The organism is Streptomyces sp. NBC_01384 (genome assembly GCF_045040035.1).
Taxonomy (GTDB): Bacteria; Actinomycetota; Actinomycetes; order Streptomycetales; family Streptomycetaceae; genus Streptomyces.
Window position 1 is genome coordinate 8,747,781 of record NZ_CP109559.1, and the last position, 13,520, is coordinate 8,761,300.

The window sequence follows — 13,520 nt, forward strand, 5'->3', positions numbered from 1 at the left end:
CGGCATGGATCAAGAAAGGCATGCGCACAGAAAAGCCACATGGTTGGCGATGCGCTCTCATCTCGCCTACGTTCGCCCTCAATCCGGACGGACGCCCAATCCTGCCGCCGCCCGGTCTCCGCACACCCACCCGTACACGGCAGGAGCGGGGGACCCACAGGTACCACGCCTGTTCCGGTCTCCGGAACGGCTAGGGGTATAGCCGCGCTGCCGCGCGGCCGGGCATCTCCAGCCCGCACCCGACAGCTCACCTCGCAGGCACCGGAGAGGAATTCGTCATGCCCGCGAAGGGTAAGCACCGCCGTCCCAAGTCCCAGCGTTTCACCCGCTCGATCGCCGTGGCCGGAACGGGTGGCGCCGCGCTCGCGCTGCCGCTGATGGGAGCCGCCGGCGCCCATGCCGCGACCCCGACGGCCGCCGTTTCCTCGACTCCGGGAAAGACCGCGACGGTTTCCGAGAAGACCGCGACGACTTCGGGGAAATCGGAAAAGAGTGCGACGAAGACCTATGCGGTGAAGGCCGGCGACTGGCTCGCGAAGATCGCCGACCAGCAGAACGTCAGCGGTGGCTGGAAGAAGCTCTACTCCGACAATCGCCAGGCCATCGGCAGCGACCCCTCACTGATCCACCCGGGCCTGAAGCTGACGATCGGCAAGAAGGCCGCGTCGACCGGCGACATCGCGCCGTCGACCAAGTCGTCCACGCAGTCGTCCACCCGGTCGTCGGCGAAGCCGACCACCGAGTCGTCCACCGCGGCGAACGCGCCCAAGGCCCAGGCCGCGGTCCCCCAGGCCGCCGACAGCACCCGTAACTCCGGCTACACCCTGCCGGTCGAGGGCGCCACCATCGGCACCGGCTACAAGGTGGCCGGCAGCATGTGGTCCAGCGGCTACCACACCGGCGTGGACTTCGTGGTCCCCACCGGTACCACCGTCAAGGCCATCGCCGCGGGCACGGTCGTGTCGGCCGGCTGGGGCGGCGCGTACGGGAACCAGGTCGTCATCCAGCACGCCGACGGCCAGTACTCGCAGTACGCCCACATGTCCTCCCTCTCCGTCTCGGCGGGGCAGACCGTGACCGAGGGCCAGCAGATCGGCCTCTCCGGCGCGACCGGCAATGTCACCGGCCCCCACCTGCACTTCGAGATCCGCACCACGCCCAACTACGGCTCCGACGTGGACCCGGTCGCGTACCTGCGCTCGCACGGTGTCGCCGTCGGCTGACACCCGCCGCGCTTCTCACGTCTTCCGTGGGCCGGAGCCCCGCAATCGCGGGCTTCTGGAACGCCGTCGACGTCCGCTCCCCGGACGACCTCCGACGAGCCGGGCCGCGTCCGCATCGTCTCGGACGGCTCCACGGTCCGGTGGTGGAACAACGGGCGGCTCGTCTTCGACTACACCGACCCGGAGCCGTACACGAGCGGGCACTTCGCGTTCCGGACCGCCCGGAGTCACTTCCGGATCACGGACTTTCATATGTGGCGGCTGTTCAACCACTCCCGAGAGGGCCTTATTCCGGATTAACCGACACTTTACGAGTGGCTTATCTCACCACCCGTCAACCCTTTCCTACGGTCGCGTAGCTCACATCGGAAGGTGAATCATGGGCCGATGTGGCAGACGATTCGAAGAGTGACAACAGATCAGTGATCGGGTCGTACGTGGCGGTGGGGGACAGCTTCACCGAAGGCGTCGGCGACCCGGGCCCCGACGGGGCCTTCGTCGGGTGGGCCGACCGGTTCGCGGTACTCCTCGCGGACCGGCGGCCCGAGGGCGACTTCACCTACACCAACCTCGCGGTACGCGGGAGACTGCTCGACCAGATCGTCGAGGATCAGCTCCGGCGCGCCAAGGAGCTCGCCCCGGACCTGGTCTCCTTCAGCGCGGGCGGCAACGACATCATCCGGCCCGGTACCGACCCCGACGAGGTCGCGGAGCGCTTCGAGCGCGCGATAGCCGACCTCACCTCGGCCGTCGGCACAGTCATCGTGACGACCGGCTTCGACACCCGTGGCGTTCCCGTGCTGAAGCATCTGCGCGGCAAGATCGCCACGTACAACGGGCACGTACGGGCCGTTGCGGACCGGTACGGCTGTCCCGTCCTCGATCTGTGGTCCCTGAAGACGATCCAGGACCGCCGCGCCTGGGACGGCGATCGCCTGCACCTCTCGCCCGAGGGCCACACCCGGGTCGCCCTGCGCGCCGGCCAGGTCCTCGGCCTCGAAGTCCCCGCCGATCCGGACCAGCCCTGGCCCCCGCTGCCGCCCCGCGGCACGCTCGAGGTCCGCCGCGACGACATCCACTGGGCACGCGAGTATCTCGTCCCGTGGATCGGGCGCCGCCTGCGCGGGGAGTCCTCCGGCGACCATGTGGCAGCCAAGGGCAGCCTGTCGCCGGACGACATCAAGATGCGGATCGAGTCGGTGGCCTGAAGAACGGGGTACGTACGAGGTCCCGGTGGTCCGGGCGGCGGCGAGCGTACGTGGTCCAGGTGTCCTGAACGACGGATGCGCGGGAGACGGCGGCCCGGGCGGGTGCGTGCGGCCGCGGCGCCGGGCCGACCCGGCGCCGCGGCCGCAACAGCCCGAGCCGACCGGGCCGGCGGTGTGCCGAGGTGTGTGCCTCAGCGCACCGCCGCCGCCAATGCCTCGCGCTCCAGACCCAGTTCCCGCGCGAGCGCCTCGTCCACCCAGTCCTGCGCCCGTGCCCGCGACACCGCGCCCGTGTAGGCGGTCATCTGCACGGCCAGCCCGTCCAGCAGCGCGGTCAACCGCAGGGCGGCCCCGGTGGGATCCGGGCACTCGAACTCGCCGCCGGCCACACCCTCCGCGATCACCTCGATGAGCGCGGCCTTCCACTGCCGGTCGAGATCACGCGTGACCTCCCGCAGCGCGGGCTCGCGCAGCGCCGCCGCCCAGCCCTCGATCCACAGCCGCCAGCCCTTCGCCTGGCCGGTCGGCGCGTACCAGCGCACGGCGGCCCGCAACCGTCGCAGCGCCGACGTACGACGGCCGAGCAGCTTGCGCAGATGGGCGAGGTCGTCCTCGGCCGCATAGGTGAACGCGGCGGCGACCAGCTTCTCCTTGGTGGAGAAGTGATACAGCACCAACGCGTTGCTCACCCCGAGAGCCGAGGCCACGTCGGCGATCCGCACCGCCGCCACGCCCCGCGCCTCGATCTGCTCGATGGCGGCGCGCAGCAACTCCTCGCGCCGCTGCGCCACGCTCAACCGCACCCTCGCCACGCGGTAACCCTAATGCTCGCCGGGGTCAGTCGACGAACTGGTAGTCAATCCGGATGCGGCCGTCCTCGTCGAGGACCAGGAACTCCCGGCCGCCGCCCGTGGCTTGTCCCTCCCCGGTGTGGAAGGACTCCCACCGGAACGTGATCACGTCCCGCAGCCGCTGGGCGGGCTCCTGGACCCGGAAGACGTACGTCCCCAGGGCGACGAACTCGTCGTAGGCGCGCGTCACGCGCGCGTGCAGCTCGTCGTGGCCCCGGGCCTCCAGGGCGGCGGTGGTGAAGCCGAGGCCCACCGCCCGCTCGTGCATCTCCTGGGGCGGGCGCAGGAGATGCAGGCCGTCCTCCGCCCACAGTTCGTGCACGGTCTTGCGGCGGATTTCGGGATCGGGCTCGTTCCAGACGCCGATGTAGCGCTCGATGAGGTCCTGTGGGTCGATGGTGGGCATGGGGGCTCCCTCGTGTCCCTGGTGGTGCGGGTCGGATGTCTCATGTCGACGGGCGTGCCCTCTCGCGGTGCACGCGCCCGTGCCTTCGCTCCACCGACTCTGCTGCCACCGCGCCCGTGCCTCAATTCCCCACGGGGAATGACGGGCGGACCCTGACACCGACCACTGTCAGCGGTACCACCCGAACCGCTCCGCGATCACCGGCAGCCGGTCGGCGACGATGGCGTGCGCGGCCGCCCGCGGTGTCGTCCCGTCGGCCTCCGCGCGGGCCAGCATCCGGTCGATCAGATCGCGCATGGAGCGCCGGGTGTACGCGAACGCCTCGTCCGCGTCCGCGTCGATGTCGCCGAAGAGCGTCCACCACCACCAGGCGTTCGTCCCGGAGTTGACGACGACGTCCGGCAACACGACGACCCCGCGCGCGGCGAGCAGCTCCTCCGCCTGCGGCAGTACGGGCATGTTGGCGGCCTCGACGATCCAGCGGGCGGTGATCGACTGCTGGTTCGTGGTGTCGATCGCGTACGACACCGCCGCGGGCACCAGTACCTCCGCGTCCGCAGACATCCAGGCGTCGCCCGGGAGTTCCTGGTCGGCCGGGCGCAGCGCCGCGCGGTCGACCGTCCCGTAGGCGTCTCGCGCCGCGAGCAGCGCCTCGACGTCGAGCCCGGCCGGGTTCGCGATCGTGCCCTTGATGTCCGCGACGGCGACAACCGTGAGGCCCGCGCGTGTGAGGAAGCGCGCCGTGGCCCCGCCCATGGTGCCCAGGCCCTGCACGGCCACGCGCGTCCCCGTGTACGCCGCCCCGGCGCGGTCCAGGGCCGCGAGCACCGACTCGGCGACTCCGCAGCCGCCGACCAGTTCGTCCAGCCCGATCCCGTCCACCTCGACCGCGAAGGCGTCCGCGAGCCGGCGACGGGCACTCGCCTCGTCGTCGAGCAGCGGGTACACGGCCTGGATGGAAGAGACGAGCCCCGCCTCCTCGGCGGCGCGGTCGACCAGGTCCTGAGTGAGCCCGAGATCCTCTCCGGTGGTCCAGAAGCTCTCGATGTACGGGCGCATGGCGCGCAGATAGCGCACCAGAAGGCCGTACGCCGCCGGGTCCTGGGGATCGCAGTCGATGCCGCCCTTGGCGCCGCCCAGCGGGATGTAGCGGCCCTCGGGGTTGTAGTGCAGGGCCTCCTTCATGGTCATGCCGCGGGCGAGCCCGGCGACCTCGTCCAGGGTGCAGCCGCCCCGCATCCGCAGCCCGCCGCTGGAGACGCCCCGGACGAGCCGGTCGACCACGAGATAGCCCGGTCTGCCGGTGACGTGGTCGGTCCAGGTGAGCGTGATCAGGGGTGTGGTCGGTGGTGCGGTCGGCGGTGCGGTGACGGGCGTGGTCATGGGGTCTCCTCAGGGACGACGATCAGGGTGGGGCCGGGCGTGCGGAGCGCCTCGGTGAGGGCGTGGGCCAGCTCGTCGGGGCGCCGCGCGCGCGTGCCCTGCCCTCCGTAGGCGCGGGCCAGGGTGGGCAGGTCGACCGGGGCGAGGTCCACCTCGGTGGGGCGGTCGCCGCGGGCGGCCATCTCGTCGCGGATCTCTCCGTAGCCACCGTTGTCGAACACCACGACGGGCAGCGGGAGTCCGAGCTGCGCGGCGGTCGCCAGCTCCTGAACCGTGAACTGGAGGCCGCCGTCCCCGCTCAACGCCACCACCTGGCGCTCCGGGTACGCCATCTTGGCACCGACCGCCGCGGGCAGCGCGTAGCCGAGCGTGCCGAAGCCCGTCGGGTGGAGAAAGCGTCCCGTCGAGCACTCTCGGCATCCCGCGCGGCCCGCACCCCGGCGACCTCATGGCCACCACCCGGCAGGGGCCGACCGCCGCCCTGTACGGGCTGGCTGTCACCCTGCGCGTGCGGGGCATCCGCCTGCGGCACGAGTCGGCTGTCGCCCAGCTCCTGCCGGGCGTCGCCCCGGACAGGCCACGCCTCGTCCCGCAGGTCACCCGCCCCGTCCCGCACGCGTGGAGGCCCATTTTTGACATCAGTTCCTCCAGGGACGCCCGCGCGTCGCCGACGAGGGCGATGTCCATGGGCAGACCGGAGTGCATCTGGTCCGGGTCGAGATCGACCCGCACGAGCGTGCCCCCGAGGGCGGGAGGCCGCGTCCAGAAATCGGACTCGGCCAGCTCCGTGCCCACGGCGAGGACGACATCGCGACCCGCCAGCCACTTCTGCACCGACTCAGTGTGCAGCGAGACGCCGAGCGAGAGGGGATGCCGCTCGGGAACGATCCCCTTGCCGTTGGCGGTCGTCACGCGACGTTGAGGAGCGCGGCGCGGGCCTGGTGATCACGACACCCGGGCGGCCCGTCACGCGCGCGTACCCGTCGGCGGCGTATCCGGCGCCCTGTTCGTGGCGCGGCGTCGTGTGCCGGACGCCGTACGCGGCCAAGTGCCGGTAGATCTCCAGATTGTGCGTCCCGGGGATGCCGAACGCCTGCGTCACGTCATGCGCGGCGAGTGCCCGGACGAGCGCCTCGCCGCCGGTGAGCGAGCCGGTCTCCATGGCGCCTCCACCCGAACTTTTACTGAATCGCGAGTCAGTATCGGAACTGATCCCGGGCTCTGTCAATTTACTGAACGGATCATCAGTAGCGCTTCGAATGCCACTCCACGCCGCGGAAGAAGACCGCGCGCCGCGGGGTTAGGGGGATACGGGCCGTGGGGTCGCCTCCGGTACGTCTGGGCCTGGGCGCCGGACGTGCCGGGCTCGGGCGCCCGTGCGGGCCTCACCGATACGACGGACCGGGACCCGGGATGGTGACATCGGGACCCGAGGCGGGCGTGACATCGGGGCCCGGACCTCGCGGTGTGTACCGGGGACATCGCGTTGTGACACCGTCGACCCGGCGCCGTCAGAGGGGCCGACCATAATGGAAAGCCTGACCGACTCCACTTGGAGGTACCGTGACCGGATTCCGTACGTTGAGCTCCGGGCTCCGCGCGTTGCAGCCCGCCGCCTTCGGCGCGGACCCCGGCGGTGAGCGCATGGAGCGTATCCGCAGATCGCCGAATTTCGCGGACGGTGTCTTCCAGAATCCGGTGAGTGCCCGGACCCGCCCCGACGGCTCCATGCTCGAGTTCGCGAAGGTCTTCTTCCGTAAGGAGGAGCGCGTCCACCGCGCCCCGGCGGGCACGGTGCCGGTGCATGCCACGACGCTCGCCGACCTTGCCAAGCCCGCGGCGAGCGGGCTGCGGATCACCTGGATGGGACACTCCAGTGTGCTCGCCGAGATAGACGGGCACCGTGTGCTGTTCGACCCCGTCTGGGGCGAGCGCTGTTCCCCCTTCAACTTCGTCGGACCCAAGCGGCTGCATCCGGTGCCGCTGCCGCTGGCCGCGCTCGGCCCGGTCGACGTCGTCGTCATCTCGCACGACCACTACGACCACCTCGACCTGCCCACCATCAAGGCGCTCGCCGACACGGACACGGTCTTCGCGGTGCCGCTGGGCGTCGGTGCCCACCTGGAGCACTGGGGCGTCTCACCGGACCGGCTGCGCGAGCTGGACTGGAACGAGAGCACCAAGGTCGGCGGCATCTCCCTGACCGCGACACCCGCCCGGCACTTCTGTGGCCGGGGGCTGCGCAACACCCAGCACACGCTGTGGGCCTCCTGGGTGGTGGCGGGCGACGAGCACCGGATCTACCACAGCGGGGACACCGGCTATTTCGAGGGCTTCAAGGACATCGGCGCCGAGCACGGCCCGTTCGACATGACGATGATCCAGATCGGCGCCTACAGCGAGTTCTGGCCCGATATCCACATGACGCCCGAGGAGGGCATGCGCACCCACCTGGACCTCCAGGGCGGGCAGCCGAGCGGTGTGATGCTGCCGATCCACTGGGCCACGTTCAATCTGGCGACCCACCCGTGGGTGGAGCCCGGCGAGGGCACCATGGCCGCCGCACACGCGGTGGGCGCGCGCGTCGCGCTGCCCCGCCCCGGTGAGCCCTTCGAGCCCACCACCGGGACCGTCCCGTCGGAGCCCTGGTGGCGGGGTGTCGCGGTACCGCCGAAGGGTGGCTGGCCCGCCGTCGAGAAGGCCGGCGCCGACACGCCGGGTGACGTTCTGGGGGAGGCCACGGAGGACACCGGGGAGCCGGAGACGGTGCCCGCGAGCTGAATTTCCTGAATGTCCGATCGACGGCGAGGGCCGGGGAGCGATGCGCTCACCGGCCCTCGCCGTCTGTTCGTGACCGCTTCTGACCAGCGTTGATCGGACAGGTGCCATAAAGGAACGCGCGCTCGAGGGGGGTTATCGGTCTGTCGTGCGAGGCCTCATACCAGAGCGGGACGCTGTCCGCGGGAGTTTGTCAACTGCCCACCGCACATGATGGGTTGGCGACTACTGTCAGTTGCCGTCGGGCGACGCAGGGCCGAATTCTTCGGTTCTCTCGACCGGCGCCGCGATGCCGCACGCCCGAGTCGCGCAGACCCGCGGGAGCCCCCGTGGCCCCCGACGCACCAGTACGAGGACGCCGATGTCTCACCTCCGCGCACCGGCCGCACGCGCAGACCGCCGTGAGGGCGGGCGGCACGGGCGACCGGTCGCCCGCACTGTCCCCCCGCCGCCCGAGACCCACCTGCGGCCCCAGCTGCTGCGGCTGGCGGTCCTGCCGCCGACCGCGGTGGCCCTCAGCGCGTGTGCCGCCGTGCTGTTCACCGTCCGCTCCACCGGCGCACGCCCCGGTGTGACCCTGTGGGCGGTGCTCGCCGGCGCCGCGAGTGTGGCCCTGGCCGGCATCCTGATCGCCGCCGTGGCCGCCGGCCGCGCCGCCAGGTCCGTACGGGAACGCGTCGGTGCCCTGCGCCGCGCCAGCGCCCGCACCGAGGCCGATCTGAGCGCCGTCGTCGAGGGCCTGCGCCGCGGCGAGAGCCCGCCCGCGCGGGGGCCGCGCCGCCCACCCAGGCCGGACGCCGACGAGTTCGAGCTGCTCGCCGCCGACCTCTCCCGCGCGCACGACGGCGCCGTCACCGCTGTCGTGCAGGCCGCCCAGCTCTCCAGCCAGGCGGGCAGTGAGCAGAAGGTCGAGGTCTTCGTCAACCTCGCGCGGCGGCTTCAGTCCCTCGTGCAGCGCGAGATCTCGATCCTCGACGAGCTGGAGAACGAGATCGAGGACCCCGATCTGCTCAAGGGCCTCTTCCACGTCGACCACCTCGCCACCCGTATCCGGCGGCACGCCGAGAACCTCGCCGTCCTCGGCGGCGCCGTCTCGCGCCGCCAGTGGAGCAACCCCGTTTCCATGACCGAGGTGCTGCGGTCCGCGACCGCCGAGGTCGAGCAGTACTCGCGGGTCAAGCTGGTGCCCCCGATCGACGGCACTTTGCGCGGCCACGCCGTCGCCGACGTCGTCCACCTGCTGGCCGAACTCGTCGAGAACGCCACGGTGTTCTCGGCCCCGCACACCCAAGTGCTGCTGCGCGCGAGCCTCGTCACCTCGGGGCTCGCCGTCGAGGTCGAGGACCGGGGCCTGGGCATGCCCCTGGGCGAGCAGAACAAGATGAACACGCTGCTGACCGACCCCGATCAGGTGAATGTCGCCAGCCTTCTGCAGGACGGCCGGATCGGCCTGTTCGTGGTATCGCAGCTCGCTCGGCGGCACGGCATCCATGTCCGGCTCCAGACCAACATCTACGGCGGCGTCCAGGCCGTACTCGTCGTACCGCAGGCTCTGTTGGGCGCGTCGCCGGGCGCACCCGGCGACGTATCGCAGGCGCAGCCCCAGGAGACGACGGCGGGCGGCCCGCGTCCGCCCGCGCGACCGCACGCCGTGCCGACCGCGCCCGCGCCGTCCGCAGGCACGGGCGAGTCCTCCGTGCCGCGGCAGTCGCAGCGGGATCAGCCGGCGCAGCGGGATCAGTTGTCGCCCGCCGCGCCGGTCGCCGGCGGCAGCGGACCGGCGCGGCTCCCGGTACGCGGTGCCCGCGGGGACCGGCCCAACCCGGCGGAGGCCCTGCCCGGCATCCGCCCCGACGACCGGCCCATCGTGGCGGAGAACGTGGCCATGCCGCCCACCCCCCGCAACGGCGCGGTCCGCGGCACCATGGGCAAGCCCCACCTGCCCCGCCGACGCGCCCAGGAACACATCGCACCCCAACTGCGCGACGGGCCCGCGCCCCGCCAGGACCCGGAGTACCACATCGGCCACGACCCGGGCCTGATGGCGGCGTTCCAGCGGGGCATCGGGCTCGCCGAAGCCCGGCACGCGGAGGAGCCGCGCGGAGAGACGGCCCACCTGGAGGCCGCGTCCACGGAGGCACCGCACCTGGACCGGGCCCACACCGACCGGTCCCACCTCGATCCGGGGCATCTCGCTCCGGGGCACCTCGATCGGTTGCCGCCGCTGGAAGTGATCCGCGTCGACCTGCCGACCATGGGCGCGCCCCACATAGCCGACCCGCACCCGGCGCACGCGCCCGCCCCGCACGAGGCGCAGGGGACGCGCGACAGCGCACCCGCGCCCGGACACGACCTCGACTCCCGGCACGACGGGAGCGCACCGGCCGGATGACCACCTGCCTGACCACTCCCACCCCCACCGCCACCCCCTCCGCTCCCGCAGACCTTCGTACCTCAAGGAGTCGATCCACCATGGCGAGCGACGCGCGCACCGCCCATGTATCCGATCTCGACTGGCTGATGAGCGGCCTCGTACAGCGCGTACCGCACACCACCAGCGCGGTACTCCTCTCCTGCGACGGACTCGTGAAGTCGGTCCACGGCCTCGACCCGGACAGCGCCGACCACATGGCGGCCCTGGCCTCCGGCCTCTACTCGCTCGGCCGCAGCGCGGGCGTGCGCTTCGGGGACGGCGGTGACGTACGCCAGGTCGTCGTCGAACTCGACTCGACCCTGCTGTTCGTCTCCACCGCGGGCTCCGGCACGTGTCTGGCCGTGCTCGCCGGACGCGAGGCCGACGCGGCAGTGCTCGGATACGAGATGGCGATGCTGGTCAAGAGCGTCCGCCCGTATCTGATGACCGCGCCCCGGCAGTCCGTCGTCGAACCGCCGGCGATGAGGCCTTGAGCGTGGCCGCGGCCGGCGACGGGCCCTGGCTCGACGACGCGGCCGGACGGCTGGTGCGCCCCTACACGGTCAGCAACGGCCGGACCCGGCCGACCACCGCCCTGGACCTGCTGTCGCAGGTGATGGCCACCGGGGCCACGCCCCTCGGCTATCTCGGTCCCGAGCACACCCAGGCGCTCGACCTGTGCCGGGCGCCCGTCTCGGTCGCGGAGATCGCCGCACACCTGAAGCTGCCGGCGGCGGTCACCAAGGTGCTGCTGTCCGACCTCGTCGACTGCGGAGCACTGACCACCAAACCCCCCGAGTTCCACCACAACCCCACTGACCGGTCTCTTCTGGAGGCAGTGCTCGATGGACTACGACGACAGCTCTGATCCCTTCCCCACCGCGCTGAAGATCCTGGTGGCGGGAGGGTTCGGGGTCGGCAAGACGACCTTCGTGGGCGCGGTGAGCGAGATCGCGCCGCTCAGCACGGAGGAGCTGCTCACCACGGTCAGCGCCGCGACCGACCATCTCGACGGCATCGAGAACAAGGTCGAGACCACCGTGGCGATGGACTTCGGCCGCATCACCCTCGATCCGGAGCATGTGCTGTACCTCTTCGGCACACCCGGTCAGGAGCGGTTCTGGTTCATGTGGGACGAGTTGTCCGAGGGCGCACTCGGGGCGGTGATCCTCGCCGACACCCGCCGTCTGGAGGACTGCTTCGCGGCCGTCGACTTCTTCGAGCAGCGCGGTCTCGGCTTCATCGTCGCCGTCAACGAGTTCGACGGTGCCTACCGCTACGACCCCGAGGAGGTGCGCGCGGCCATCGGCCTCGACCCCGAGATCCCCATCGTGCGCTGCGACGCCCGGATCTCCAGTTCGGGCGTGCAGACCCTGCTCACCCTGGTCCGCCACCTCCTCGCGCACGCACCGGCGCACGCCCCCCAACACGGAGCGCATACATGAGTTACGACCCGCCGCGCCCGGCCGGTCGTCTGCTGCTGACCCCGGAGGACAAGGACGCCCCCGCCCGGGTCCGGCGGCTGCGCCGACTGGGCCTGGGGGAGCGTACGGAACCCGCCTTCGACGCCTTCGCGGACCGGCTCGCCGAGGTCGCCGCGGTGCCGTACTCGATGGTCAACTTCATCGACGAGAACCGCCAGTTCTTCGCGGGCCTGCACACCCCGGACGGAAACGTCTCGGTCACCCGGCCGGTCCCGGCCGCCCCGGACGGCACCTTGCAGGGCGTCGGCCGCTACATGACCCGCGACTACGGGTTCTGCCCCCATGTGGTGGTCCGCCGCAGGGCGCTGGTCCTGGAGGACGTGTGCGACTACCCGCGCTTCGCCGGCAACCCGGTCGTCGACGAGATCGGCGTCCGCTCCTACCTCGGCGCACCGCTCATCGACCACACGGGCATCGCCCTCGGCACGGTCTGCGTCGTCGACCTGGAGCCGCGCCGGTGGGGGAAAGCGGGCCTGGAGACCATCAAGTCGCTGGCGGCGGAACTGGTCGAGCAGATCGGACAACGGGAGGGAGGCACGGGGTTCTGAGGGAGGGGAGGCAGATCCACCCCGGGGCGTGAAGGAAAGCTGCGGCCGCGCTTAAGAAATCCTCGATGGACCAACGGCGTCGCCGTGCGGCAGATTTCTCCGGGAAATCACCTCTCTCCCCGGTACGGGCTCCTTCTGCGTGCCCCGCTCCGGGACCTCACCCACGGGAGCCACAGCTTGAAGGCGCTGGTCAAGGAGAAGGCGGAGCCCGGGCTCTGGCTCACGGACGTCCCGGAACCGGGGATCGGCCCCGGCGACGTACTGATCAAGGTCCTCAGGACCGGGATCTGCGGCACCGACCTGCACATCCGCAACTGGGACGGCTGGGCGCAGCAGGCCATCAGCACACCGCTCGTCCTCGGGCACGAGTTCGTCGGCGAGGTCGTCGAGACAGGCCGCGACGTCAGCGACATCAAGGCCGGCGACCGGGTCAGCGGCGAGGGCCACCTGGTGTGCGGCAAATGCCGCAACTGCCTCGCCGGGCGCCGCCACCTGTGCCGCGCCACGGTGGGCCTGGGGGTCGGCCGCGACGGCGCGTTCGCCGAGTACGTGGCCCTGCCCGCCGCCAATGTGTGGGTGCACCGCGTCCCTGTCGACCTCGATGTCGCCGCGATCTTCGACCCGTTCGGCAACGCCGTGCACACGGCGCTGTCCTTCCCGCTGGTCGGCGAGGACGTCCTCATCACCGGCGCGGGCCCGATCGGTCTGATGGCCGCGGCCGTGGCCCGCCACGCGGGCGCCCGCAACGTCGTCGTCACCGACGTCAGCGAGGAGCGCCTCGACCTCGCCCGCAAGATCGGCGTCAGCCTCGCGCTGAACGTCGCGGAGTCGACCATCGCCGACGGCCAGCGTGCCCTCGGCCTGCGCGAGGGCTTCGACATCGGCCTGGAGATGTCCGGCCGCCCCGAGGCGATGCGCGACATGATCGCCAACATGACGCACGGCGGCCGGATCGCGATGCTCGGGCTGCCCGCCCAGGAGTTCCCGGTCGACTGGTCCCGGATCGTCACCTCCATGATCACGATCAAGGGCATCTACGGTCGCGAGATGTTCGAGACCTGGTACGCGATGTCGGTCCTCCTCGAGGGCGGCCTCGACCTCGCGCCGGTCATCACCGGCCGCTACGACTACCGCGACTACGAGGCGGCGTTCGCGGACGCCGCGAGTGGCCGCGGCGGCAAGGTCATCCTCGACTGGAGCGCGTGAGCGTCCGCAAGAGCCCTCCC

14 protein-coding genes, 2 pseudogenes and 1 riboswitch are annotated in these 13,520 nt (G+C 71.5%); of the genes and pseudogenes, 10 read left to right on the plus strand and 6 right to left on the minus strand.

What is annotated here, in order from left to right; translation table 11 throughout:
- The first annotated feature begins 115 nt into the window (after positions 1 to 115).
- Positions 116 to 274, plus strand: a riboswitch (cyclic di-AMP (ydaO/yuaA leader).
- A gap of 4 nt (positions 275 to 278) precedes the next feature.
- The 3 genes and pseudogenes from OG747_RS40195 to OG747_RS40205 all read left to right on the plus strand — a co-directional run bounded on the left by OG747_RS40195 (position 279) and on the right by OG747_RS40205 (position 2,431).
- Positions 279 to 1,223, plus strand: a complete 945-nt coding sequence (locus OG747_RS40195; protein WP_405884271.1) for a peptidoglycan DD-metalloendopeptidase family protein — start codon at positions 279 to 281, stop codon at positions 1,221 to 1,223.
- Between the two features lie 78 nt (positions 1,224 to 1,301).
- Positions 1,302 to 1,523: pseudogene (locus tag OG747_RS40200) on the plus strand (DUF6250 domain-containing protein); the annotation flags it as partial.
- A 122-nt stretch (positions 1,524 to 1,645) separates the two neighbouring features.
- The gene (locus OG747_RS40205; RefSeq protein WP_405884272.1) at positions 1,646 to 2,431 is read left to right on the plus strand and encodes an SGNH/GDSL hydrolase family protein; all 786 of its coding nucleotides are present in this window, start codon (positions 1,646 to 1,648) and stop codon (positions 2,429 to 2,431) included.
- 191 nt (positions 2,432 to 2,622) lie between these two features.
- On the opposite strand, the gene OG747_RS40210 is transcribed toward OG747_RS40205, so the two are convergent.
- From OG747_RS40210 to OG747_RS40235, 6 genes and pseudogenes are all read right to left on the minus strand, one after another.
- A complete protein-coding gene (locus OG747_RS40210) occupies positions 2,623 to 3,243 on the minus strand; it encodes a TetR/AcrR family transcriptional regulator (RefSeq protein ID WP_405884273.1) in 621 nt (206 codons plus the stop codon).
- 25 nt (positions 3,244 to 3,268) lie between these two features.
- Complete coding sequence (locus OG747_RS40215; protein ID WP_405884274.1) at positions 3,269 to 3,688, minus strand: hypothetical protein; 420 nt, start codon at positions 3,686 to 3,688, stop codon at positions 3,269 to 3,271.
- 168 nt (positions 3,689 to 3,856) lie between these two features.
- The gene (locus tag OG747_RS40220; protein ID WP_405884275.1) at positions 3,857 to 5,071 is read right to left on the minus strand and encodes a Glu/Leu/Phe/Val dehydrogenase dimerization domain-containing protein; all 1,215 of its coding nucleotides are present in this window, start codon (positions 5,069 to 5,071) and stop codon (positions 3,857 to 3,859) included.
- Positions 5,068 to 5,427: a thiamine pyrophosphate-dependent enzyme gene (locus OG747_RS40225; RefSeq protein WP_405885959.1), complete on the minus strand. Its 360-nt coding sequence runs from the start codon at positions 5,425 to 5,427 to the stop codon at positions 5,068 to 5,070. Before OG747_RS40225 ends, OG747_RS40220 begins: the two co-directional genes overlap by 4 nt.
- A gap of 343 nt (positions 5,428 to 5,770) precedes the next feature.
- Positions 5,771 to 5,983 (minus strand): annotated as a pseudogene (locus OG747_RS40230) (acetolactate synthase); the annotation flags it as partial.
- Complete coding sequence (locus OG747_RS40235) at positions 5,910 to 6,233, minus strand: thiamine pyrophosphate-binding protein (RefSeq protein ID WP_405884277.1); 324 nt, start codon at positions 6,231 to 6,233, stop codon at positions 5,910 to 5,912. The gene OG747_RS40235 and the pseudogene OG747_RS40230, both read right to left, overlap by 74 nt.
- A 401-nt stretch (positions 6,234 to 6,634) precedes the next feature.
- On the opposite strand from OG747_RS40235, the gene OG747_RS40240 reads away from it, so the two are divergent.
- From OG747_RS40240 to tdh, 7 genes are all read left to right on the plus strand, one after another.
- The gene (locus OG747_RS40240) at positions 6,635 to 7,852 is read left to right on the plus strand and encodes an MBL fold metallo-hydrolase (protein ID WP_405884278.1); all 1,218 of its coding nucleotides are present in this window, start codon (positions 6,635 to 6,637) and stop codon (positions 7,850 to 7,852) included.
- Between the two features lie 358 nt (positions 7,853 to 8,210).
- The gene (locus OG747_RS40245; protein ID WP_405884279.1) at positions 8,211 to 10,241 is read left to right on the plus strand and encodes an ATP-binding protein; all 2,031 of its coding nucleotides are present in this window, start codon (positions 8,211 to 8,213) and stop codon (positions 10,239 to 10,241) included.
- A gap of 80 nt (positions 10,242 to 10,321) precedes the next feature.
- Positions 10,322 to 10,756, plus strand: coding sequence for a roadblock/LC7 domain-containing protein (locus OG747_RS40250; protein ID WP_405884280.1), 435 nt, complete (start codon positions 10,322 to 10,324; stop codon positions 10,754 to 10,756).
- 2 nt (positions 10,757 to 10,758) lie between these two features.
- Complete coding sequence (locus OG747_RS40255; RefSeq protein ID WP_405884281.1) at positions 10,759 to 11,130, plus strand: DUF742 domain-containing protein; 372 nt, start codon at positions 10,759 to 10,761, stop codon at positions 11,128 to 11,130.
- Positions 11,108 to 11,707, plus strand: coding sequence for a GTP-binding protein (locus OG747_RS40260; protein ID WP_405884282.1), 600 nt, complete (start codon positions 11,108 to 11,110; stop codon positions 11,705 to 11,707). Before OG747_RS40255 ends, OG747_RS40260 begins: the two co-directional genes overlap by 23 nt.
- Entirely contained in the window at positions 11,704 to 12,294 is a 591-nt protein-coding gene (locus tag OG747_RS40265; protein WP_405884283.1) for a GAF domain-containing protein, read from the plus strand. The genes OG747_RS40260 and OG747_RS40265 overlap by 4 nt, the downstream gene beginning before the upstream one ends.
- Positions 12,295 to 12,471: 177 nt before the next feature.
- Positions 12,472 to 13,500: an L-threonine 3-dehydrogenase gene (tdh, locus tag OG747_RS40270; protein ID WP_405884284.1), complete on the plus strand. Its 1,029-nt coding sequence runs from the start codon at positions 12,472 to 12,474 to the stop codon at positions 13,498 to 13,500.
- Positions 13,501 to 13,520: the final 20 nt, after the last annotated feature.